General features: G+C 69.0%; 23 protein-coding genes. 16 read left to right on the forward strand and 7 right to left on the reverse strand.

Annotated elements, in window-relative coordinates:
- Positions 1-13: 13 nt before the first annotated feature.
- Positions 14-958, reverse strand: coding sequence for a beta-ketoacyl-ACP synthase III (locus AB0M24_RS22860; RefSeq protein WP_363771101.1), 945 nt, complete (start codon positions 956-958; stop codon positions 14-16).
- Between the two features lie 78 nt (positions 959-1,036).
- Between AB0M24_RS22860 and AB0M24_RS22865 the strand changes: the two genes are divergently transcribed.
- A complete protein-coding gene (locus tag AB0M24_RS22865; RefSeq protein WP_363771104.1) occupies positions 1,037-1,633 on the forward strand; it encodes a TetR/AcrR family transcriptional regulator in 597 nt (198 codons plus the stop codon).
- Here AB0M24_RS22865 and AB0M24_RS22870 read toward each other — a convergent pair.
- From AB0M24_RS22870 to AB0M24_RS22880, 3 genes are read right to left on the reverse strand one after another with little or no spacing between them, the layout of a single operon-like run.
- On the reverse strand, positions 1,614-2,336 hold the full coding sequence (locus AB0M24_RS22870) for an alpha/beta hydrolase (RefSeq protein WP_363771107.1): 723 nt from the start codon (positions 2,334-2,336) through the stop codon (positions 1,614-1,616). The genes AB0M24_RS22865 and AB0M24_RS22870 overlap by 20 nt on opposite strands.
- Entirely contained in the window at positions 2,333-2,797 is a 465-nt protein-coding gene (locus tag AB0M24_RS22875) for a hypothetical protein (protein WP_363771109.1), read from the reverse strand. Before AB0M24_RS22875 ends, AB0M24_RS22870 begins: the two co-directional genes overlap by 4 nt.
- A 59-nt stretch (positions 2,798-2,856) precedes the next feature.
- Positions 2,857-4,515, reverse strand: coding sequence for a C39 family peptidase (locus tag AB0M24_RS22880; RefSeq protein ID WP_363771112.1), 1,659 nt, complete (start codon positions 4,513-4,515; stop codon positions 2,857-2,859).
- Positions 4,516-4,578: 63 nt separating this feature from the next.
- Between AB0M24_RS22880 and AB0M24_RS22885 the strand changes: the two genes are divergently transcribed.
- The 13 genes from AB0M24_RS22885 to AB0M24_RS22945 all read left to right on the forward strand — a co-directional run bounded on the left by AB0M24_RS22885 (position 4,579) and on the right by AB0M24_RS22945 (position 16,557).
- On the forward strand, positions 4,579-7,125 hold the full coding sequence (locus tag AB0M24_RS22885) for a BTAD domain-containing putative transcriptional regulator (RefSeq protein WP_363771114.1): 2,547 nt from the start codon (positions 4,579-4,581) through the stop codon (positions 7,123-7,125).
- Between the two features lie 429 nt (positions 7,126-7,554).
- On the forward strand, positions 7,555-7,821 hold the full coding sequence (locus tag AB0M24_RS22890; protein ID WP_363771117.1) for a methyltransferase: 267 nt from the start codon (positions 7,555-7,557) through the stop codon (positions 7,819-7,821).
- Positions 7,818-8,030 (forward strand): methyltransferase, encoded by a 213-nt coding sequence (locus AB0M24_RS22895; protein WP_363771120.1) that lies wholly within the window; start codon positions 7,818-7,820, stop codon positions 8,028-8,030. Before AB0M24_RS22890 ends, AB0M24_RS22895 begins: the two co-directional genes overlap by 4 nt.
- Positions 8,031-8,177: 147 nt before the next feature.
- On the forward strand, positions 8,178-9,110 hold the full coding sequence (locus tag AB0M24_RS22900; protein WP_363771122.1) for a hypothetical protein: 933 nt from the start codon (positions 8,178-8,180) through the stop codon (positions 9,108-9,110).
- A gap of 16 nt (positions 9,111-9,126) precedes the next feature.
- Positions 9,127-10,032, forward strand: a complete 906-nt coding sequence (locus AB0M24_RS22905) for a LysR family transcriptional regulator (RefSeq protein WP_363771125.1) — start codon at positions 9,127-9,129, stop codon at positions 10,030-10,032.
- A gap of 115 nt (positions 10,033-10,147) precedes the next feature.
- On the forward strand, positions 10,148-11,296 hold the full coding sequence (locus AB0M24_RS22910; protein WP_363771128.1) for a CoA transferase: 1,149 nt from the start codon (positions 10,148-10,150) through the stop codon (positions 11,294-11,296).
- Positions 11,293-12,033, forward strand: coding sequence for a crotonase/enoyl-CoA hydratase family protein (locus tag AB0M24_RS22915; RefSeq protein ID WP_363771131.1), 741 nt, complete (start codon positions 11,293-11,295; stop codon positions 12,031-12,033). Before AB0M24_RS22910 ends, AB0M24_RS22915 begins: the two co-directional genes overlap by 4 nt.
- 3 nt (positions 12,034-12,036) lie before the next feature.
- Complete coding sequence (locus AB0M24_RS22920) at positions 12,037-12,756, forward strand: acetoacetate decarboxylase (RefSeq protein ID WP_363771134.1); 720 nt, start codon at positions 12,037-12,039, stop codon at positions 12,754-12,756.
- Entirely contained in the window at positions 12,753-13,589 is an 837-nt protein-coding gene (locus tag AB0M24_RS22925) for a 3-hydroxyacyl-CoA dehydrogenase NAD-binding domain-containing protein (protein ID WP_363771137.1), read from the forward strand. The genes AB0M24_RS22920 and AB0M24_RS22925 overlap by 4 nt, the downstream gene beginning before the upstream one ends.
- Before the next feature lie 2 nt (positions 13,590-13,591).
- Positions 13,592-14,782 (forward strand): acyl-CoA dehydrogenase family protein, encoded by a 1,191-nt coding sequence (locus AB0M24_RS22930; RefSeq protein WP_363771140.1) that lies wholly within the window; start codon positions 13,592-13,594, stop codon positions 14,780-14,782.
- Between the two features lie 94 nt (positions 14,783-14,876).
- Entirely contained in the window at positions 14,877-16,025 is a 1,149-nt protein-coding gene (locus AB0M24_RS22935; RefSeq protein WP_363771143.1) for an ABC transporter substrate-binding protein, read from the forward strand.
- A gap of 44 nt (positions 16,026-16,069) precedes the next feature.
- Positions 16,070-16,225, forward strand: a complete 156-nt coding sequence (locus AB0M24_RS22940; RefSeq protein ID WP_363771146.1) for a hypothetical protein — start codon at positions 16,070-16,072, stop codon at positions 16,223-16,225.
- A gap of 5 nt (positions 16,226-16,230) precedes the next feature.
- Positions 16,231-16,557, forward strand: a complete 327-nt coding sequence (locus tag AB0M24_RS22945) for a metalloregulator ArsR/SmtB family transcription factor (RefSeq protein ID WP_363771148.1) — start codon at positions 16,231-16,233, stop codon at positions 16,555-16,557.
- On the opposite strand, the gene AB0M24_RS22950 is transcribed toward AB0M24_RS22945, so the two are convergent.
- Positions 16,554-17,519, reverse strand: coding sequence for an aldo/keto reductase (locus tag AB0M24_RS22950; RefSeq protein ID WP_363771151.1), 966 nt, complete (start codon positions 17,517-17,519; stop codon positions 16,554-16,556). The two genes, AB0M24_RS22945 and AB0M24_RS22950, sit on opposite strands and share 4 nt — an antisense overlap.
- Before the next feature lie 155 nt (positions 17,520-17,674).
- Between AB0M24_RS22950 and AB0M24_RS22955 the strand changes: the two genes are divergently transcribed.
- On the forward strand, positions 17,675-18,679 hold the full coding sequence (locus tag AB0M24_RS22955; RefSeq protein WP_363771154.1) for a polyprenyl synthetase family protein: 1,005 nt from the start codon (positions 17,675-17,677) through the stop codon (positions 18,677-18,679).
- On the opposite strand, the gene AB0M24_RS22960 is transcribed toward AB0M24_RS22955, so the two are convergent.
- Together AB0M24_RS22960 and AB0M24_RS22965 are read right to left on the reverse strand one after the other, a co-directional pair.
- Positions 18,585-19,436 carry an NAD(P)-dependent oxidoreductase gene (locus AB0M24_RS22960; protein ID WP_363771157.1) on the reverse strand — a complete coding sequence of 284 codons (852 nt, stop codon included), beginning with the start codon at positions 19,434-19,436 and terminating at the stop codon, positions 18,585-18,587. The genes AB0M24_RS22955 and AB0M24_RS22960 overlap by 95 nt on opposite strands.
- A 16-nt stretch (positions 19,437-19,452) precedes the next feature.
- A complete protein-coding gene (locus AB0M24_RS22965) occupies positions 19,453-20,358 on the reverse strand; it encodes an NADP-dependent oxidoreductase (protein WP_363771160.1) in 906 nt (301 codons plus the stop codon).
- Positions 20,359-20,497: 139 nt separating this feature from the next.
- On the opposite strand from AB0M24_RS22965, the gene AB0M24_RS22970 reads away from it, so the two are divergent.
- Entirely contained in the window at positions 20,498-21,733 is a 1,236-nt protein-coding gene (locus tag AB0M24_RS22970) for a LuxR C-terminal-related transcriptional regulator (protein WP_363771163.1), read from the forward strand.
- The last annotated feature ends 11 nt before the right edge of the window (positions 21,734-21,744 follow it).

Consider the following 21,744-nt stretch of genomic DNA (forward strand, 5'->3'; position numbering starts at 1 on the left):
GGAACCGCCGGGGTCAGGGGGCGGTGATCACTTGGCCCGCCCAGGAGAGGCCGCCACCGAAGGCGAAGATCAGTACCGGCTGGCCCGAGGGGAGCTCTCCCCGTTCGGACATCTTGGAGAGCGCGAGCGGGACCGACGCGGCCGAGGTGTTGCCCGAGTCGACGACGTCGCGGGCGATGATCACGTCGTCGCGCAGGTCGAGTTTGCGGGTCATGGCTTCGATGATGCGCAGGTTGGCCTGGTGCGTGACCACGGCGGCCAGGTCGCGGGTGGTGATGCCCGCGCGTTCGCAGGCCTGGGCCGCAACCGAAGGCAACTCGCTGGTGGCCCAGCGGAAGACGGACTGGCCTTCCTGGGCGAAGCGGGGCTGCCAGTCGTCGACCAGGCGGACGGCGTTGCCTCGGGACGGGTCGGAGCCCCAGGTGACCGGGCTGACGTCGACCGAGGAGGAGGTGCTGATCACGGCTGCGCCCGCGCCGTCGCCCAGCAGGATGCAGCTTGCGCGGTCGGTCCAGTCGGTGAGGTCGGACATCTTCTCGGCGCCGATGACGAGGGCGTGCTGTGCTGCGCCGGCGCGGAGGGTGTGGTCGGCGGTGGCGAGGGCCGTGCAGAAGCCGGCGCAGGCGTTGTTCAGGTCGAAGCAGACCGCGGAAGGAATGTTCAGGCGGGCTGCGACCTGGGCGGCGATCGACGGGGAGCGGTCGATGGCCGAGCACGTCGCCACGATCACCTGGCCGATTTCGGCCGGGGAGAGGCCGGACGAGGCGAGGGCCTTCGCTGCAGCGCCGGAGGCCATGTCCGCCACGGATTCCGACTCGCCCGCGATGTGGCGGGTCGCGATGCCCGTGCGCTGGCGGATCCACTCGTCGTTGGTGTCGACCATCTTCTCCAGGTCGGCGTTGGTCAGCACGCGCTCCGGCTGGTGGTGGCCGAGCGCGACGACGCGGGATCCGGACAAGGTGTGCTCCTTAGGCGAGGCGACCGGGCGAATATAGCAACCGATCGGTCGGTAGCTAAAGGGTCGTAGACTGTGACGATGAGCCCGCGCCGATCTGTTGCCGACACGCTCGAGACGCGGCAGCGCATCCTCGAACGGAGCCTCGCCATCGCCTCGGCGGAAGGGTTGGAGGGGTTGACGATCGGCCGGCTCGCCGACGAGATGGGGATGAGCAAGGCCGGGTTGCTGGGGCACTTCGGGACGAAGGAAGGCCTTCAGCTCGCGGTCGTGGACGAGGCGGCGGCGGTGTTCTCGCGCGAGGTGCCGCAGCGCGTCAAGCAGTTGCCGTCGGGAATGCCGCGGCTGAAGGCGGTCGCAGAGGCGTGGGTTTCCTACCTCGAACGCGAGGTGCTGCCCGGCGGCTGCTTCTTCACGGCGGCGACGACCGAGTTCGACGGGCGCAGCGGGCGGGTCAGGGACGCGCTGGCCGGGATGAACGCGTTGTGGCGCAGGGACTTGCGGATCCACATCCGGCGCGCGGTCAGCGACGGGGACCTGCCGGAGGACACCGACGTCGACCAGCTGATCTACGAGATCGTCGGGATCATGCTGGCGCTCAACCACTTCCTGCAGCTGGAGCACGACCACGCTGCCCCCGCGCGGGCCCGCAAAGCGCTCACGCGGTTGCTCGGATGAACTCGTTCACGATCGCGGCGACCTCGAGAGGCTGCTCGGCCACCATGCCGTGCGTCGCGTCGATCTCCTGAACTTCGACGTTGGGGCACACGACAGGAAGATCTCGTCGCAGGCCCGCGCGGTGGGCGTCCATCAGCGGGATGAGATCGGGTGGCACCGGCAGGTTCTTCGTGGCGAGCACGAGCAGGAACGGTGCCGTCACGCGAGCGAACACCGGCAGGGCGTCCGCGAACTCGGGGGAGCGGCGCCAGACGTCGGTGATCTCGCGGCTCGGCCGGGTGATCGTCTCCTGCTGTGCGTCGAACATCGACGTGAGCGTGGCGAGATCTGCTTCGAGCCGGTCGTAGTGGACGTAGTTCTCCGGGTTCGTGGTGCCGGAGCGATGCCCGTCCAGGCTGATCGCGGCGGGGCAGTCGGGGTGCCGCCGCGCCCACATGCCGGCGAGGGCACCGCCGAGCGAGTGCCCGACGACGATGGGCTGCGAGAGTCCGAACTGGACGGTCGTGGCCTCCAGGTCGTCCAGCACCGCGTCCCACTCCCACGGGCCGTCCGGTGACCTGCCGTGGCCGCGCAGGTCCACCGCGACGCAGCGCGCGTTCAGCTGTGGCGCAAGCGTTTCCCAGGCTGACAGGTCACCCCCGGCGCCGTGCAGGAGCAGCAGGGGCGGGCCGTCGCCGCCGTGGTCGTGAGCCGCGAGCTTCACAGTTCTCTCCGGTGGTCGAGGCGGGCGCGGATCGAGGCGACGGTGACGCCGCCGTCGGGATGGCGCGCGAGTTTGTTGCGGCTCACCAGGTCGTGGACGCCTTGCCGGGTGATGCCGAGCATCGCGCCGGCCACGCCGAACGACACGCCCTCCTTGCTCGGGTGTCCGGCTCGGCGCGCGGTGACGCGGCCCAGCGGCGTCGCCCACCAAGTGTCCGGCGGGTCGAACGGGGTGTCGCCGGGGTAGAGGACGGTCATCAGCCGGACCGCGAGCTGGTGCGCCAGCGACGGGTCGTCGCCCAGCAGCTGTGCCGCCCACATCTCGGCGTCGGCGGAAACGGAAGACCGCAGGCCGACGAGGTCGGCCTGCGGCAGAAGGACTTCCAGCGGGTCGAGCAGCCGGCTCGTCACGAGCCGGATCAGGTCGTCGCGCAGGTCCACGTGTTCCTGTGTGGTCGCCACTTGACAGACGATAGCAAGTACTTGACGCTTGTCGTCAAGTAGTGCTGGCCGTCAAGTAGTTAGGCGGCCCACATCTGGACGGGCGCGATGTAACCCCAGGTGTAGAGCTGGTTCGCGCCGTCGTAGCTGCCGTCCGTGCCCGCGCCGTAGGTGTCGTGGACGTAGAACGAACCGTTGTCGTGGTAGCCGATCACCACGGACAGGTGGCCGGCGGTCGAGCCCCACGTGCCGCTCATGATCACGAACTTGCCCTGGTCGATGAACGCGCGAACCTGGGCCGGGGTGAAGTTGCCCTGCTGGACCGCGGCGCCGTTGCGGGCCAGGAAGTCGCGCTCGGACTCCCAGGAGGCGCAGGGGCGGGCCGGGTTGCCGCCGCAGTAGTAGCCAGTGATCCAGCCGTGCGCGCCCTTCCAGCTTCCGGTGCGCGACCAGTCGTTCATCGTGCGGTTGAAGGTGGTGCCGCGGTTGGTGAACTCGTCCGTGATGTAGCGGCCCCACTTCGACCAGTGCGACGACGGCTGCGAGACCTGGACTCCGAACTCGTTGGGCAGCTGGTAGGTGACGAGGTCGATCACCGCGCTGGTCGGGCCGCAGGAGGAGTTGCCGTTGAACTCGTTGCGGGTGTCCCACAGCTGGTGGATGTACTCGGCGCGGTTCAGCCGGCCCATCGTCGTCACCTGGCCGTCGAGCGTCGCGGCCTTGAGCCCGCCCGTCTTGAGGCTGCCCGCCTTGGTGTAGCCCTTCTGCGGGCTGCCGATGACGGCCTCGGTGCCGTCGATGCCGGTCAGCGCGTAGTTGAACGACAGGCCCTCGACGACCTGGGAAGCCTTCTGGGTCCCCAACTCCTGGACGTAGACGCCGTTGAGGCCGTCGAACTGGTTCGGCCCGCGCGTCTTGTCGGACACGCACCCCATGACCTCGTAGGCGACGCGCATGCCGTCGGTGCTCCACACGGCGCTGCGGTAGTGGTGCTTGGTCTCGCCGACCAGCGAGCGGACCTCGCCGTGCTCGGTCGCCAGGCCCAGGTACTGCGGTTCTGCGCCACCACAGCGGTAGATCTCGTTGTGCTTGATGAAGCTGACGTGCCGCTCGCCCTTGACGTCGACGAGCTTGAAGTCGCGGTACAAGGTCGAGGAGTCAGACGTGATCAACGGCTTCGCGGCGCCGGACTTGAGGTCGAAGCGGACCAGCGAACCGACGTAGGTGCTGTCGTCGGCGGCGTCCGGGTGCTGCACCGCGAGCAGACCGGTGCCGTCGGAGGTGAAGCCGAGCAGCTGCGGTGCGCGGCCCTTCAGTCGGCCGACCTGCATACCGTCGACCACGACGTTCTCACCGTCGACGTAGGCGAGTGTGTACCCGTTGTATACAGCCGATGTAATGGCTCCACCTGCAACGAACCGCGTCTTGCCATAACGGTCGACTGTATGCAAACTTCTGCCGACCGTGCCGTCGAAGTCGGCGATGACGGCAGACTGCATACCGTCGGCAGTCGACGTAGACCGGATTGTGTATGCAGGATCGCTGACGTTGAACGTCGCTCTCTTCACACCGCCAACGATCACGTCGTATCCGGTGTTCGAACTGGCACGGACTGCATACGACTTGGACGGGCTCTCGGAGTAGGGCTCGACAGCCTGGGCGGGGGACACGGCTGCGGCCACAGTGCCGAGCGCCACCGCCAGTGCCACTGTCGTCGGGGCCAGTGAGGTTTTCGTCATGGGTCAAACGTCATGCCGCGTGGCATGTGTCCGGTATGCGTCCGGTAGTTACGATCGGGAGTTGTGGAGTTCCGGGTGCTAGGGCCGGTGGAGTGTTACGCCGATGACGGCGCGCGCCTGAACCTGGGCCCACCCAAGCAACGGGCGGTGCTCGCGCTGCTGCTCGCCCAGCCCGGCAGGGTGCTCTCGGTCGACAGGTTGATCAGCGTGCTGTGGGACGACGCGCCGCCCAAGACGGCGTTGAAGAACCTGCAGGTCTACGTCTACCAGCTGCGCAAGATCGTCGGCTCGCGGCTGCTGTCGCGCGCGCCCGGCTACCTGATGTCGATCGACCCGGCCGAGCTCGACCTCACCCGGTTCACCGCGCTGCTCGACGTGGCCCGCAAGGAACGCACCCCGCAGAGCTACCGCGAGGCGCTCGCGTTGTGGCGCGGTCCCGCCCTCGCCGACATCGCCGCCGCCGGGCTGCTGCGCGGGGTCGTGGCACAGCTGGAGGAGCTGCGGCTGGCCGCCCGCGTCGAGTGCGCCGAGGCCGAGCTGGACCTGGGCCGGCACGTCGAGATCGTCGCCGACCTGAACGAGTGGGTGCGCGAGCACCCGTTGAACGAACGCCTGCGCGAGCAGCAGATGGTCGCCCTGCACCGCGCCGGACGCCCGGCCGAGGCGCTGGCCGCGTACCAGGAGTGCCGCCGCGTGCTCATGGACGAGCTGGGCGTCGAGCCGGGGGAGTCGCTCAGAAGGCTCCAGGCCGAGATCCTGCGTGCGAAACCCGTTGGGGTGTCGGCGATCCGGCAGCTGCCGCCGGACGTGGTCACGTTCGCGGGCCGGGCGCGCGAGCTGAACCTGCTCAAGGCCCAGACGAAGCAGGACCGGGTCGCCGTGTGCGTGATCACCGGTCAGGCGGGTATCGGCAAGTCGGCGCTCGCGGTCAGGGCGGCGCACGAGATCGCCGCGCGGTTCCCGGACGGCCAGCTCTACGCCGACCTCTCCGACGGTGCGTCCGAACGCGTCCTGAGCCAGTTCCTGCGCGCGCTCGGTGAACGACCCGGCGACGAGGAAGCCTTGCGCTACCGGTCGTTGACGGCATCGCGCAGACTGCTCGTGGTGCTGGACAACGTGGCCACGGCGTCCCAGGTCAAACGCCTGCTGCCCACCGGTCCCGGGTCGGCGGTGCTCATCACGTCCCGCCGCCCGCTCACATCGCTGCACGGCGCCTCCTACGTCAAGCTCGGCGCACTGCCGCTGGAGGACGCCTTCCAGCTGCTGCAGGGAGTCGCGGGCAAGGTCGACGACGCGGCGGAGCTCGTGCGCTGGTGCGGTGGATTCCCGCTCGCACTGCGCATTGCCGGAGCCAGGCTCGCCGCTCGTCCACAGTGGACGGCACAGCTGCTGGCCGCGCGACTGGCCGACGAGACGCGCCGCCTCGACGAACTCAAGGCAGGCGACGTCGCGGTGCGGTCGGCGTTCGAGGTCAGCTACGCCGAGCTCGGATCCACCGCGGTGGCCAGGGTTTTCCGCCTGCTCGGCCTGCTGGACGGCCCGGATTTCGCCGTGGCGGCCGCGAGGGCGCTCACGGACGTGCCGGACGTCGAGGAACTGCTCGGCGAGCTCGCGGACGCCCACCTCGTCGAGGAACCGGTGCCCGGCCGGTTCGCGCTGCACGACCTGCTGCGGTTGTTCGCCCGGGAGCGCTGCCGCGGTTCGGAGTCGTCCGCCGAACGCTCGCTCGCGCTGGAACGCCTGCACAAGCACTACCTGGAAGCCCTGGCGGACAACCCGGCAGACCTCTGGCTGGCCGAGGAGCGCGACAACCTGATCGCCGCCGCGCACCAGGCCTCACCCGCCGACGCGATCGCGTTCGCGGCAGGTCTGTCGTGGTACTTCCGCCGCCGCTCCGAGGTGGCGGACTGGGCGGCGCTCAACACCCTCGCCCTGGAGGCGGCGAGAACACTGGGCGACATCCGCGCGGAAGCGTTGGCGTTGAAGGAACTCGGCGCGGCCTGCGAGCGCGGCTTCAAGTTCGCCGAGGCCCAGCAGCACTGGACGGCGGCGCTCGACCTCGCCCGCTCGCTGGGCGACCGGCAGCTCGAAGCCGTGACGCTCAACAACCTCGGCATCGTGCACTGGCGCCGCCGCGACCTGCCCGCCGCGGTCACCTCGCTGGAGGCGTCGCTGGCGTTGCGAGAGGAGCTCACCGACTCCCAAGGCGCCGCCTACGTGCGCACGAACCTGGGCCTGGTGCACGCGGCGCTCGGCGATCTGCCCGCCGCTCTGGCTTGCTACGAGGAGACTTTGACGACGTTCCGGGCGTGCGGTGACCGTTCCGGCGAGCTGCACGCGCTCGCGAACATGGCCGACGCGCACCGCCAGATGGGGTCGCTGGACCGTGCTTTCGCGCTGTCGGAGGAGGCGCTGCAGCTAGCACGATCGGTGGGGGACAGGCAGATCGAGGCAGGCGTGCTGCTCGACCGCGGCATCGTGCACGAGCTGGCGGGTCGCACCGAGCAGGCGAAGTCGTCGTACACAGAGGCCGTCGAGCTCTCGCGGCGGATCGGGTTCCGGTGGGGCGAGTCAGAGGCGTTACGCCGCCTGACAGCCATGTCCCCGTGACCACCCGAAAGTGAGGACCTCGTGGTTTCTCCGCTGCCCCTGATGGAACTGACGACCGGCTTCTGGCGCTTCAAGACGATGGCCGCCGCCATCGACTTCGGACTGTTCACCGCCGTTGACCGGCGCGGCACGGCGACCTTCAAGGACCTCGCCGCCGACCTCGGCCTGCACCCACGCCCGCTGTTGCACGGCGCTGGAGTTGCTGATGAAGGACGGCGACGACTACCGCAACACCGGCCTCGCGGCGGAGTTCCTGGTTCCCGGCGGGGAGCACTACTTCGGCGGGTTCGTCCAGTACTGCGACCGTGCGGGCTACCCGGCGTGGGGCAGGCTGCAGGAAGCGTTGCGCGACAACACGCCCACGAGCTGGGATCCCTCCACTCAGGACAACTTCTTCGCCACCGCGGATCCTGTGATCCTGGAGAACCCGTGGGCCTCTGCCGCCGCTACCCGCACCTGCGCGCGACGGTGTACGACCTCCCGCCCATCGCCGAGCAGGCCCGCGCGAAGGCGGAGGCTCTCGGTCTGGCCGACCGGATCTCCGCTCAGGGCGGCGACTTCCTCGTCGACACCGAGTTCCCCGCGGGACACGACGTGATTCTGCTCAGCATGATCCTGCACGACTGGGACGAGCAGACCTCGCGCGAGATCCTGCGGAAGTGCTGGGCCGCACTGCCTTCCGGTGGTGCGCCGTGATCATCTGCGAGCTGGTGCTGGACGACGACGAGACCGGCCCGCTGCCCGCCGCGATGATGGGGCTCAACATGCTCGTGGAGACCGAGGGCGGCCACAACTGGACCGAGGGCGAGTACCGGGAGTGGCTCACCGGCGCGGGTTTCCGGGACGTGCAACGGGTTCGGCTCGACGCGGCAGGGGCGAACGCGGCGATCGTGGGGCGCAAGTAGGGGCGGAGCGAGGGCGGGATTGGGACTCACGCCGCAGAAGCAACGCCAGGAGCCGGTGGCCGGGAGTTGCGCGAGCCCGTCTCGCGACCGGCAAGTAGCGACTGAAGTCGGTAGTCGGGGGCGGGCCGCGCGGTGAGGATCGGGAGGATGACGAGAATCCTGATCTCGCTGCTCGCCCTGCTGCTTCTCGCGGCGAATCCTGCTCATGCCGCTGCTTGCCCTCCTGTTGTCATGGGCACCGGCGCGTCCCTCCACCCGGAGGGCGTCACGTACGACCCGATCCGGCACCGCTTCCTCGTCGGCTCGGTCACCCACGGCACGGTGTCGCGCGTGGAAGGCGACAAGGCCAAGACCCTGGTCGACGACCCGTGGCTGATCACCACGATGGGCCTGACCGTCGACCCGTACCGGGGCCGCCTGCTGGTCACCAACGCCGACCTGGGCCTCGCGGACCGCAGCAAACCCGAGACCACCAGGGCGTTCGCGGGCCTCGGCATCTACGACCTGCGCACCGGCAAGGCGATCCACCGCGTCACCCTCGCCACCGGCCCAGGCCACTTCGCCAACGACGTCGCGCTCGCCCCGGACGGCACCGCCTACGTCACCGACTCCATCTCCGGCACGATCTACAAAATCACCCCCGACGGGAACGCCACCACCCTCGTCCAGCACCCGGATCTCGCCCAGCCGTCGACGGGCGGCTGGGGGCTCAACGGCATCGCCTACCTGGGTGACAAGCTCGTCGCGGCGTTGTCCGGCGCGAGGAAGCTCGCCGTGATCCCGCTCGCCAACCCTCGGAACGTCACCACGATCTCGGCGGCGATCGGCGCTCCGGACGGCCTGCTCGCGTTGGGGCGCACCAGGCTTCTGCTCGTCGACAACACCGCCGCGAACCGCGTGGTCGAGGTCCGCACGACCGACAACTGGCAGACCGTCGAGGTCGTGAACGAGACCAAGTGGCCGGACAAGGCACCCACCACGCTCACGCGGACCCCGTGTGGCGCGTACGCCGTCGCCGGCAGGTTGGACGTGCTCCTGAGCGGTGGCCGCAGCGACGAGTTCGTGCTGAGGAAGGTCTGACCCTAGGCTTGACCAGGTGGAACTGCTGCACCTCAGGTACTTCGTCGCGGTCGCCGAGGAGCTCAACTTCTCGGCGGCCGCGCGGAAGTTGCACATGGCCGCCTCCCCGCTGAGCCAGCGGATCAAGGACCTCGAACACGAACTGGGCCGCAAGCTCTTCGACCGCAGCACCCACCACGTCGCCCTCACCGACGCCGGTACGGCTCTGCTGCCGATCGCGCGGGACGTGCTGGACCGCGTCGGGTCGATCAGGTGGCGGCTCGACCAGGCCACGAAACCCGTGCGCACCACCGTGTTCGTCGGCATGCCCGCCGGAGTCCACCCGGCTCTGCGGGAACGGCTGAACCTGCTGGCCGACCGGGTTCACGAGCGGTTCGAGGTCAAGCGGTGGCCCGGCACGACCACGGATCTCGTCGAGGCGGTGAAGGACGGCAGGCTCGCGCTCACGTTGGCGCGGCTGCCCGTGCAGGAAGCCTCTCTCGACACCCTGCACGTGATGACGGAACGCCTCGGCGCCGTGGTTCCGGCCGACCTGTTCAAGGGGCGCGAATCGGTCAAATTGGCCGATCTGACCGATCTCGCCTATGCGAAGTCGCCGGAAGAAATGATGCCCGCGTATTTCGAGCAGCTCGACCGGCAATTGGACGAGCTGGGCATCAAAAAGCGCATCCGGCTGAGCAACACCGGCTACCAGGGCACGTCGGAGATCGTCTCCAGCGGGCTCGGGTTCTCCGTCTCGATGCTCGACGAGGACAGCGCGATGCGCGGCTACCAGCTGGAGAACATGGCTGTGCTGCCGTTCGAGGACTTCCGCGCGCAGCTCGACACCGGGCTGCTGTGGCGGCACGACCGGGGCGCGGCCGACCTCGAGGATCTCGTCGAAGCCGCCAGGATCGTTTTCGCGGAGCCCATCGAGAAATGAACAATGGTGTGACCGCTGTGGTCATACCATTATGAGCTACATGATCGTTCCCTTTCGCTGAATTCGCCACTAGCTTCGGATGTGCAGAACGAAGCAAGGTGCGAAAGGACGAACGATGATGGACATCACCACCGGTCCACTGGACGGCGTGCGGGTGATCGACCTCTCGACCGTGGTCATGGGCCCGTACGCGGCCCAGATCCTCGGAGACCTCGGCGCCGACGTGATCAAGATCGAGTCGCCTGTGGACACCGTCCGCAACGGCCGCTACCGCACCACGCCGGGCATGACGCCGCTCAGCCTCAACGTCAACCGGAACAAGCGCAGTGTCGCCCTCAACCTCAAGGACGAGGACGACCGCGAGACCGCCCTCAAGCTGATCGACACGGCCGACGTGCTGATCACCAACATGCGGCCCGGCGCTCTCAGCAGGCTCGGCCTCAACTACGCCGACGTCGCCGAGCGCAACCCAGGCCTGATCTACGCCCACGCGCAGGGGTTCCGGAACGACTCCGACCGGGCCGGCATCGCCGCCTACGACGAGACGATCCAGGGCGCGTCCGGACTGGTCGACATCGCGAACCGGGCCATCGGCAGGCCCGTCTACCTGCCGACGATCATCGGCGACAAGGTCAGCTCGCTGACCATCGCCTACAGCGTGCTCGCCGCGCTGGTGCACCGGAACCGCACCGGCGAGGGCCAGCGGGTCGAGATTCCCATGGCGGACACGATGATCGCGTTCAACCTGGTCGAGCACCTCGCGGGGCACGCGTTCGTGCCGGAGGAGGGGCCGACCGGCTTCAACCTCTCGATGGCCAAGGGCCACCACGCCGTGCACACCAAGGACGGCCTGGCCTGCGTCGTGCCCTACAACCCGCAGAACTTCCGCGACTTCTTCGCCGCCGCGGGACGTCCGGACCTCGTCGAGGACCCGCGCGTCGCGGGGGAGCGGATCGACCCCGCCGACACCGACGATCTGATGACCCTGGCCGACGAGTGCGCGCCCGCCCTGACCACCGAGGAATGGGCCGAGGTGTGCGCGAAGCACAGCATCCCGTTCGGACCGGTGCTGGAGCTCGACAAGGCGCACGAGGACGACTACGTCCGCGACGGCCACCTGCTCGACGTCGTGCGGCACCCCACCGAGGGCGAGGTCCGCTCGATCGGCATCCCCGTCCGGTTCTCCCGCACGCCCGCCACCGTCCGCCGCCTGGCCCCGCTGCCGGGGCAGCACACCGCCGAGGTTCTCGAGGAGCTGTCATGACTGTCCGCACCGAACGCGTCGGCTCGGCGCTGCTGATCACGATCGACCGGCCCGAGGCGCGCAACGCGGTCAACGCCGCTGTCGCCCAGGGACTGAGCAATGCCCTGGACGAGTTGGAGAACACCCCTGAGCTGCGCGTCGGCGTGCTCACCGGAGCCGGTGGCACGTTCAGCGCCGGCATGGACCTCAAGGCCGCGCTCAAGGGCGAGTCGCCGGAGATCGGCGGCCGCGGGTTCGGCGGGCTCACCGAGGCGGAGCTCAGCAAGCCGCTGATCGCCGCGGTCGAGGGGTTCGCGATGGGCGGCGGGTTCGAGATGGCGCTGGGCTGCGACCTGATCGTCGCCGCCGAGGACGCGAAGTTCGGTCTGCCCGAGGTGAAGCGCGGCCTGATCGCCGCCGGTGGGGGAGTTGTCCGCCTGCCGCAACGGATTCCGCACCACCTCGCGATGGAGATGCTGCTGACCGGCGAGCCGATCGACGGCCGTCGCGCCGCCGAACTGGGCCTCGCCAACAGGGTCGTGCCGAACGGCGAGACCGCCGCGGTCGCGTTGCAGCTGGCCGAGAAGATCGCCGAGAACGCCCCGCTCGCGCTCGCCGCCGTGAAGGCCGTGCAGCGTGCGGACGACCGTTGGGCCGCCCAGCGCGCCGAATCCACCAAGTTGATGACCACGGCCGACGTCCGCGAAGGCATGACCGCTTTCGCCGAGCGCCGCGCTCCACAGTGGACAGGACGCTGAACGATGCTGGGAGTCACACCACTCACCGCTCCCGCGTTTCCCGCGGTGCAGCCTCGGTTCTACGACCGCGAGTACCTGAACATCGTCTACCGGACCGATCCTGAGGCGCTGCGAGCCGTCGTCCCGGCGCCGCTGGAGATCGACGAACCGCTCGTCCGGTTCGAGGTCATGAAGATGAACGACGTCACCGGCTACGGCCCGTACACCGAGGCGGGTCAGGCGATCCAGGTCGTCTTCGACGGCGAGCGCGGCGAGTACCTGCACGCCATGTACCTCGACAGCTTCGCCGCCACCGCGTCCGGCCGCGAGGTCAGCGCCTACCCGAAAGTGATGGCGAGTCCGAACCTCTACGCCGACAACGGCGCCCTGGTCGGCACTCTCGACTACGGCACGCTGCGGGTCGCCACCGCGACCATGGGCTACAAGCACTTCGAGCTGGACCGCCGGGAAGCCGAGCGCGAGATCACCGTCCCTACGTTCATGCTCAAGACGATCCCGGACTACGACGGAACGCTGCGGGTGCAGGAGCTCGTGCGCACCGAGATCACCGACGTCGTGGTCAAGCAGGCCTACACCGGGCCCGCGCGGTTGCAGCTGTTCCAGCACGTCCTCGCGCCGCTCGCCGACCTCCCCGTGCTGGAGGTCGTGTCCGCCAGCCACCTCATCACCGACCTGACGCTCGCTCCCGCCAAGCCGGTTCACAACTACTTGGAGGCGTCATGACGAACGTCGCAGTGATCGGTGCCGGTGTAATCGGCCTGTCGTGGGCCCGCTTGTTCGCCGAGCACGGCATGACCGTCAAGATCACCGACCCTCGGCCGGACCTCGCGGAGGTCGTTCCGGACGGCGTGGAGATCGCGCGGAGCGTCGCGGAAGCCGTGCGGGACGCGGACTTCGTGCAGGAGAACGGCCCGGAGAACCTGGAGTTCAAGAAGAACCTCTTCGCTGAGATCGTCCGCGAGGCCCCGGAACACGCTCTGCTGCTGAGCTCGTCGTCCGCGATCCCGTCCACCGCGTTCACGAAGGGCATCGACGGCGAACGAGTCCTCATCGGACACCCGTTCAACCCGCCGCACCTGATCCCGCTGGTCGAGGTCGTGCCGGGTGAGCAGACGAGCGAGGAGTCGATCCAGAAGGCCGTCGTGTTCTACCGCTCCCTCGGCCGCACGCCGGTCGTGGAACGCAAGGAGATCCCCGGTTTCGTCGGCAACCGGCTGCAGGCCGCGCTGTCCCGGGAAGCCGCCTACCTCGTCGAACAGGGCGTCGTCAGCCCCGAAGACCTCGACGCCGTGGTGACCAACTCGCTCGGCATCCGCTGGGCGACCGTCGGACCGTTCCTCGGCGCCCACCTCGGTGGCGGCCCCGGCGGCTACCGGCACCTCGCCGAACACATCGGCAAGTCCATGCAGGGCTTGCAGCTCGGCACCCCGTCCGACAACCCCGAAAAGCTCATCGAAGCAGTCGAAGACGCTTACGGCTCCTCCACGTACTCGGCACTGGCCGAGGCGCGCGACCGCAAGCAGCTCGCCGTTCTGACGGCATTGGAGGAGAACTAGTCATGGAACGTCTTGAAGACCAGCTCGTTGCCGACTTCTACAACTACGAGGCGCTGCTCAGCGACGAAGAGCGCAAGATCCTGCTGAGCGCCCGCGAGTTCATGACCACCGAGATCAAGCCGATGGTCAACGAGTACTGGGCGAAGGGCGAGTTCCCGCACGAGCTGATCGGGAAGTTCCGGGGCGCCGGCCTCACCGCGTTGTCCTACGAGGGCTACGGCGAGCACCCGGAGGCCGTCAGCAACCTGCTCACCGGCATGCTGGCCATGGAGATGACCCGCACGGACGCGTCGGTCGCCACGTTCTTCGGTGTCCACAACGGACTCGCGATGTACTCGATCTACGCGGGCGGCTCGCAGGAACAGCGCGACCGCTGGCTGCCGGCGATGGCCGCGATGGACAAGATCGGCGCGTTCGCCATGACCGAACCGCTCGGCGGCTCCGACGTCGCGGGCGGCATGCGCACCACCGCGCGCCGCGACGGCGACACCTGGATCCTCAACGGCGCCAAGAAGTGGATCGGCAACGCCACCTTCGCCGACTACGTGGTCGTGTGGGCCCGCGACGAGGAGGACAACCAGGTCAAAGGCTTCGTGGTCGAGAAGGGCACGCCCGGCTTCGTCGCCACCAAGATCGAGGGCAAGATCGCGTTCCGGATCGTGGAGAACGCCGAGATCACCCTGACCGACGTCCGCGTCCCGGAGGCCAACCGGTTGCAGCGCATCAACTCGTTCCGCGACGTGGCCGAGATCCTGCGCGCCACCCGCGGCGGTGTCGCCTGGCAGGCGCTCGGCGTGATGATCGGCGCCTACGAGCTCGCCCTGGCCTACGCGAAGGAGCGCCGGCAGTTCGGCCGCCCCATCGCCCGGTTCCAGATGGTGCAGGACCTGCTGGTGAAGTCGCTCGGCAACATCACCGCGTCGTGGGGCATGCTCGTGCAGCTCGCGAAGCTGCAGGACGCGGGCATCTTCCAGGACGAGCACTCGTCGCTCGCCAAGGCGTTCGTCACGTCCCGCATGCGCGAGGTCGTGGCCTGGAGCCGGGAGATCCTCGGCGGCAACGGCATCGTGCTCGGCTACGACGTCGCGCGGTTCTTCGCCGACGCCGAGGCGATCTACTCGTTCGAAGGCACCCGCGAGATGAACACGTTGATCGTCGGCAAGGCGATCACGGGCCAGAGCGCGTTCGTCTGAGTCCTAACTGTTGAGGGAAACCCGACTTAACGGTGGCTGCTCCCCTCGTGACCATCGGCGCTTCGCATCACCGCCGATGCTCACAAGGGGAGTCATGCATTTACGGGTCGTGGCCGCTGTCCTCCTGCTCGCCACCGGGTGCGCCGCGGAGCCGGAGAGAGGGCCCAGCGGCGAACCCATCAAGGTCGGATACCTCAACAACGCGTCCGGCGCGTTCGCCGTGCCGGAGCTGCAGACCGGCGCCGAGGTCGCCGTCGCCCACCTCAACCGCAAGGGCGGCGTCCGCAACCGCCCGTTCGAGCTCGTCACCTGCCCCACGGACGGCACGCCCGAGCAGTCCGCGGCCTGTGCGCAGAGATTCGTCGACGACAAGGTCGCCGTCGTCGTGCTGGGTGTCGACACCGGAGCCGACGCCGCCATGCCCAAGCTCGCCGACGCCGCGATCCCGCTGGTCGGGCACGTCCAGTTCACGCCCGGCCTGATGAACCACAAGAACGCCTACTTCTTCGGCGCCGCGGCCGTTGCCTACGGCACTGCGGCGCTCAAGTACTACGCCGACCAGGGCGTGAAAACGGTCGCGTGGCTGCTGCCCGAGTCGCCGACCACCCACGCCTTCACCGACACCGTGCTCACCCCGGCGGCGACGCGGTTCGGGCTCGCCTACCGCTCGGTCTACTACCCGGCGGACAACCCAGGTTGGGACAGTCTCGCCCGGCAGGTGCACACCGCGGAGGCGTCCGGCAGCATCGCGGCGACCGAGGAGCAGTGCACACACCTCGTTCGAGCACTCCGGGAAGCCAGCTACGAAGGCCGGATCCTCGCCGCGTCCTGCACCGGTCTGCTGAAGTCCGTGGGGAACCAGTCGATCGGCGTCGAGCTGTCGTCGGACTTCTGGCACCCGACGGACCCGCTGTCCGCACCGCCCGCCAACCAGGACGAGATCGAGGAGTACCGCGACGCGATGAAGGCTGCGGGCCACGACGAACCGGTCGCGGGCGCGGTGGTGTCGTTCGCGGACATGATGACCCTCGCGCGGGTGCTGTCCACTTCGGACGGATCACCGGAGCAGGCGCTCAAAGCCGTCAAGAACCTCGACAGCTTCCTCGGCCCGCAGATCACCTGCGACCACGCGTGGTTCGGCAACTCGGCGTGCAGCACGGCCGTGCTCTTCTACCGATTTCAGCCGAACGGAGCACTGAAAGCCCAGATTCCGGACTTCATCGAGGTCGCCAAACTGGGTTAGCCTGTCGACTTGAAGAATTCTTCAATTCGACAGGTTGTGGTGTCGTGAACGAGTTCAGGGACAACCTCCTCGCCCGCATCTCGCAGGCGGAGGAAGCCGTGCGCAAGGCGGAGGAGCAGCAGGACTCCTACGCCGCCGAGACGCACGGTGCCGACCTCGCCAACCTCCGGCGCCTCGCCGCAGAGCACGGGGTGAAGTGAGAGCGGTGCCCGTCCCGCTGTACCAGGCCAAGGCCGACTTCTTCCGCATGCTCGGGCACCCGGTGCGCATCCGGGTGCTCGAGCTGCTGCAGGACGGGCCGAAAGCCGTGCGCGAGCTGCTCGCGGAGATCGAGGTCGAGGCCTCGAACCTCTCCGCGCAGCTCGCCGTGCTGCGCAGATCGGGGATCGTCACGGCCACCCGCGAGGGCTCGACAGTGGTCTACGCCCTCGCGGGTGCCGACGTCGCCGACCTGCTCAGAGCCGCCAGACGCATCCTGACGGAGCTGCTGGTGGGACAGAACGAACTGCTGGCCCAGCTGCAGGAGAGCTAGCTGTGGCCGGCGATGCGGTGCGGCTCGTACGCCGACTCCAGCAACGCCACCTCGTCGTCGGTCAGCTCGACGTCCAGCGACGCCACCGCGTCGTCCAGGTGTTCGGGCTTGGTCACGCCGACGATCGGCGCGGTGATCACGGGGTTGCGGTGCATCCAGGCGAGCGCGACCTGCGCCCGTGACACGCCACGAGCCGCGGCCACCTCGGCCACCCGCGCGACGGTCGCGCTGTCCGACTCGGTGTACAGGGTGGACCCGAACTCGTCGGTCTCGGTGCGCGCGGTGACCGAGTCCCAGTCACGGGTCAGGCGACCGCGGGCCAGCGGGCTCCACGGGATCACGGCGACGTCCTGGTCCGCGCACAACGGCAGCATCTCGCGCTCCTCCTCGCGGTAGAGGAGGTTGTAGTGGTTCTGCATCGACACGAACCGCGTCCAACCGTTCTGCCGCTGCGTGAACAACGACTTCGCGAACTGCCACGCGAACATCGACGACGCGCCGATGTAGCGCGCCTTGCCGGACTTCACCACGTCGTGCAGCGCTTCCAGGGTCTCCTCCAGCGGCACGGAGGAGTCGAAGCGGTGGATCTGGTAGAGGTCGACGTAGTCCGTTCCCAGTCGCCGCAACGAGTTGTCGATCTCGGCGAAGATCGCCTTGCGGGACAGGCCGGCGCCGTTCGAACCGGCGTGCATGCGGCCGTTGACCTTCGTCGCCAGCACGATCTCGTCGCGCCGGGCGAGGTCCGTCAGCGCACGTCCGGTGATCTCCTCCGAGGAACCGGCCGAGTAGACGTTCGCGGTGTCGAAGAAGTTGATCCCGGCGTCGAGGGCGGCCTTGATGAACGGCCGCGACTCCTCCTCCGTCTTCGACCACGGATGTCCTCCGCGCGACGGTTCTCCGTAACTCATCATGCCGAGACAGATCTCGGACACGTCCATGCCGGCGAGCTTGGTGTAGCGCACGGTCAGCCCCTCAGGAAAACGGCGATCACGGTCGGGTGATGGCGGCAACAACCCGTTCAACATCAACGTAGTCCCGCTCGCCGGATCGTGCCCCTCTTGAACACGACAGTGGTAACCGGGCCGCTTCGGTTGACCTGCGGGTTTAGCTTCCTCCTGTGACGAGCATCGAGGTGGTCGCGCCGCCGCGGGACGTGCTGGCGTGGAGCCGCGCCATGATCGACACCCCCTGGAAGGCGGCGATCGCCACGCTGCCGGACGAAACGCGAGAGGTCGTCGAGTACCACCGGCCGGACTTCTCCACGTCCGCGCTCGCGCTGCTCTGCGCGGACTGCATCGGCGACGCGACGCAGGCGATCCGGGTCGCGACCGCGCTGGAGCTCGCGTTCCTGCACGAACAGCTGCACGCGGACCTGATGACCCGCGCGGTCAGCCGCGGCCACCAGCCGAGCGCGTGGGTCGAGTTCGGCGACGACAGGGTGGTCTCGGCCGCAGACGCGCTGATCACCCTCGCGTTCGGGCAGCTCGCCAAGTCCGAGGTGATGATCCTCAACGCGGCACTGCTGTCCGTTGTGGACGGTTACGTCCAGGAAGTCGAGATGGACGAGCGGGACGACGTCGACATCGCCGAGTACCTGGGCGTGGCGGCGGCGAAGCACTCCGCGTTGACGGCCTGCGCGTGCGAGCTCGGCGCGTTGTCGGCGGGCGGGTCGCGGAGCCAGGCCGACCACCTCAGGGAGTTCGGCGACGACATCGGCCTGGCGCGCAAGCACGTCGACGACGTTCTCGCGATCTGGGGCGGCGCGACGGTCAGCGGCCGCCCGCTCTACGACGACCTGCTGCACCAGCGCCGCACGCTGCCCGTCGTCGCCGCGATCCACTTCGGCACCGACGTCTACGCAACGGACGCCGAGCCGCGCGAGCTGGCGGAGCTGATCGCCGAGGCGGGTGGCCGGAAGTGGTGCGAGCAGCAGGCTGAACTGCTGCTCGCCCGCGCCCTCGACCACCTGCGTCAGTCAGGGCCGAGGGCACGGGCGGCGGACGAGCTGTTCGGGCTCGCCAGGGAGGTCACGACCGCCAGGTGTGCTCCGGCTCGAACCCCAGCACCCTCCGTGCCTTCTCAATCGACAGCAGCGTCTCGTGAGGACCGAACTCCCTCTTGAGCGGCACGCCCGGATAGACCTTCGCGACCAGCTCGTCGTTCGGCGTCGTCATGCACGTGTCGGCGTTGGCGATGATGAACACGTCGAAGCCCGTCGCGTCGTGTTCCAATGCCTTGCGCACGGCCTGGGCACCGTCGCGTGCGTCGATGTAGGACCAGAGGTTCCACTTGCGCGCCAACGGGTCGGCGTCGAACGGGAAGCGTTCGTAGTCGTGCGGCTCCATCACGTTCGAGAACCGCAACCCGATGATCTTCATCTCCGGTTCCCAGCGGCAGAACTGCTGGGCGAGCGTCTCGTCGACGAGCTTGCCGAGCGAGTACGAGGTCTCCGGCCGGCCCGCGTACTCCTCGTCGATCGGGATGTACGGCGGCGGAGTGTCGAACGGCAGCCCCAGCACCGTCTCGCTCGACGCCCACACGACGTTGCGCACGCCCGCGAGCCGTGCTGCGGCGAACACGTTGTAGGTGCTGGTCACGTTGTTGTGGAACGTCTTTGCGTTGGGTGCCACGCCCGGCCCTGGAATCGCGGCCAGGTGCACCACGGCGTCGAGCCCGGCGTACCTGTCGTCGATCCCGCTGATCGCCTCCACGACCTGGCCGTAGTCGGTCAGGTCGACGCGGGTGAACTCGCACCCCTGCGCGACCGGGGGAGCGGCCTGGTCGAGGTTGTGGACCTCCCAGCCGTGCTCCAGCAGGTGAGTCACGACGGCTCGCCCGAGCTTGCCGCTTCCTCCGGTCACCGCGACACGTTGAGTCATGAGTCAAATTATTGCCTCACGATGACGGGTGCAGCACGACCTTGCCTCCGGCGTGACCGGTCGCGCTCAGTTCCTGCGCCTTGCCGGCGTCGGCCAGCGGCAGGCTCTGCGCCACCCGCACGGTCAGCTTGCCGTCGGCGGCGAGCTTCGCGTACTCGGTGAGCCGGTCGCCGAACGGACCGCCGCCACCGGAGAACGTCACACCCAGGTCCGCGGCCTGGGGGTCGGCGATGGTGACGATCCGGTCGGTGCCGCCGCGGAGCTCGATCGACACCGGCAGGTCACCCTGACCGGCGGCGTCGAACACCGCGTCGACGCCCTGCGGTGCGGCGGCGCGGACCCGGTCGGCGAGACCGTCTCCGTAAGCGACCGGGACGGCGCCGAGCGAGCGCAGGTAGTCGTGGTTGCGTTCGGACGCGGTGCCGATGATCGTGGCGCCGCGGGCCACCGCGAGCTGGACCGCGACCGCGCCGACGACACCGGCGGCGCCGTGCAGCAGCAGCGTGTCGCCCTCGCCGACCTTGAGGGTGTCGAGGACGCGGACCGAGGTCTCGACGGCCACGGGCAGTGCCGCCGCGGTGTCCCAGTCGAGGTTCGCCGGCTTGACGGCGAAGTCGGTGGCCAGCGCGTACTCGGCGTAGGCGCCGGTGACGGTCCAGGCCAGGACCTCGTCGCCGACCGCGACCCCGGTGACGCCCTCGCCGACCTCGTCCACGATCCCGGCCGCTTCCAGGCCGGGAGTCGCGGGGAAGGCGGGTGCGAAGTGCGGCATCCAGCCGTTGCGGATCTTGTGGTCCAGCGGGTTGACCGCCGCGGCCACGACCTTCAGCCGCACCTGGCCCGGTCCGGCGTGCGGCTCGTCGGCCTCCGTCAGTTCCAGCACTTCAGGACCGCCGAAGGTGCTGTAGGTGATCGCCTTCATCTCTTGCTCCGGATGTTCGTCGTTTGGTTGACACATCAACCGTAGCGCTGAACCTGGTCTTCCCCAGCCCGTACTTCGGCTAGTTCCCACTGGCCGAAAGACCAGCCGATCACGCGTCTGGGCGGGCTACGCTCGAACCATGGACCTGTCGACGGCCGCCCGAGTGATCCAGGCACCGCTGAGCGAGACGCTGCCGCAGCTCTCCGCCGCGCTCGCCGAGGCCATTCCGCACCGGGCGGTCGGTGAGCTGTCCAACTGCACGTTCGCGCCGTTCAAGTTCCGCGGTGAGGCGCCGGTGACGATCGCGGATCTCGCCGCGCTCCGGCCGGTGGACGGCCCCTGGCAGGGCAGGGCGGTCATGGCCGGAGTCGAGGTGCCGGTGGTCGTGCTGGCGAGCGACTTCTCCGAACCGACCGCGTTGCTGGTGCTCCTCCGTGCCGACGACACGCCTGTGCCGCAGGAGGTTCTGGCCTCGGCGAACGAGTTGTGGGACGTCGTGACCGCGCACATGGAAGGCCTGCGCAACGAGGCGGTGCCAGCCACCCTCGCGGTGTCGCGGGCGGCTGCGGCAGCCCGTGCGGTGGCGATTTCCGATCTCGGTGACGCGTACGGATCCGTGCTGACCGCCCTGCTCGGCGTGCTGCGCGACCGCGACGTGGACGACGAGTCGGCCCGGTCGCGTGCGGTCGACCTCGCCGTCACCGCGCTGGTCGACCTGCGGTCGCGGGCCGATCTCGACCGGGCGCAGACCGAGGAACGGGCGGGTGACGCGTTCGAGCGGCTCGCCGAGTCGTTGCGCCGGGTGCTGCGCGGCCGCGACGTGCGACTCGACCTGGGCACGCCCGGCGCGGAGGAGGGCGCGGACCGCGTCCTGCCGACCGAGGTCGCGTACACGGCCAGTGCGGTGGCCAGGTCCGCCGTGCACGCGATGCTCGACGACCAACGGGGTGTGCGGCGCATCCACATCGCGTGGAAGGTCGTCGCGACCGTGCTCAGGGCGACCGTGCGGGATGACGGTCCGGGCACGCTGTCGTGCGGAAGTCTCGACACCCGCCGCGTCGCCGAACGCCTCGGACCGCTCGGTGGACGGGTGGAGGTCGACGCGGTGCCGGGCTGGGGTTCGACCGTGACGATCGAGGTGCCGCTCGGGCCGCCGGAGAGCCCGCGCGAGGACCCGTTGACCGTGCTGGGCGCGCGCGAGCTGGAGGTGCTGGGGCAGCTCGCCCGCGGCCGCCGCAACCGCGACATCGCGGGGGAGCTCCACATCAGCGAGTCGACGGTGAAGTTCCACGTGGCGAAGATCCTGGAGAAGCTGAGCGTCGGCTCCCGCGGCGAGGCGGCCGCGCTGGCGCACGAGTGGGGCGCGGCGCGTTAGCCGAACTGTTT

This window comes from Lentzea sp. NPDC051838 (assembly GCF_040681245.1).
Lineage (GTDB): Bacteria > Actinomycetota > Actinomycetes > Mycobacteriales > Pseudonocardiaceae > Lentzea.

Bases quoted from the DNA above. Each gene is read 5' to 3' on its own strand.
- AB0M24_RS22865 (WP_363771104.1), top strand. From the start codon at position 1,037: ATGAGCCCGCGCCGATCTGTTGCCGACACGCTCGAGACGCGGCAGCGC.
- AB0M24_RS22880 (WP_363771112.1), bottom strand. From the start codon at position 4,515: ATGACGAAAACCTCACTGGCCCCGACGACAGTGGCACTGGCGGTGGCG.
- AB0M24_RS22900 (WP_363771122.1), top strand. From the start codon at position 8,178: ATGACGAGAATCCTGATCTCGCTGCTCGCCCTGCTGCTTCTCGCGGCG.
- AB0M24_RS22910 (WP_363771128.1), top strand. From the start codon at position 10,148: ATGATGGACATCACCACCGGTCCACTGGACGGCGTGCGGGTGATCGAC.
- AB0M24_RS22915 (WP_363771131.1), top strand. From the start codon at position 11,293: ATGACTGTCCGCACCGAACGCGTCGGCTCGGCGCTGCTGATCACGATC.
- AB0M24_RS22920 (WP_363771134.1), top strand. From the start codon at position 12,037: ATGCTGGGAGTCACACCACTCACCGCTCCCGCGTTTCCCGCGGTGCAG.
- AB0M24_RS22925 (WP_363771137.1), top strand. From the start codon at position 12,753: ATGACGAACGTCGCAGTGATCGGTGCCGGTGTAATCGGCCTGTCGTGG.
- AB0M24_RS22930 (WP_363771140.1), top strand. From the start codon at position 13,592: ATGGAACGTCTTGAAGACCAGCTCGTTGCCGACTTCTACAACTACGAG.
- AB0M24_RS22935 (WP_363771143.1), top strand. From the start codon at position 14,877: ATGCATTTACGGGTCGTGGCCGCTGTCCTCCTGCTCGCCACCGGGTGC.
- AB0M24_RS22960 (WP_363771157.1), bottom strand. From the start codon at position 19,436: ATGACTCAACGTGTCGCGGTGACCGGAGGAAGCGGCAAGCTCGGGCGA.
- AB0M24_RS22965 (WP_363771160.1), bottom strand. From the start codon at position 20,358: ATGAAGGCGATCACCTACAGCACCTTCGGCGGTCCTGAAGTGCTGGAA.
- AB0M24_RS22970 (WP_363771163.1), top strand. From the start codon at position 20,498: ATGGACCTGTCGACGGCCGCCCGAGTGATCCAGGCACCGCTGAGCGAG.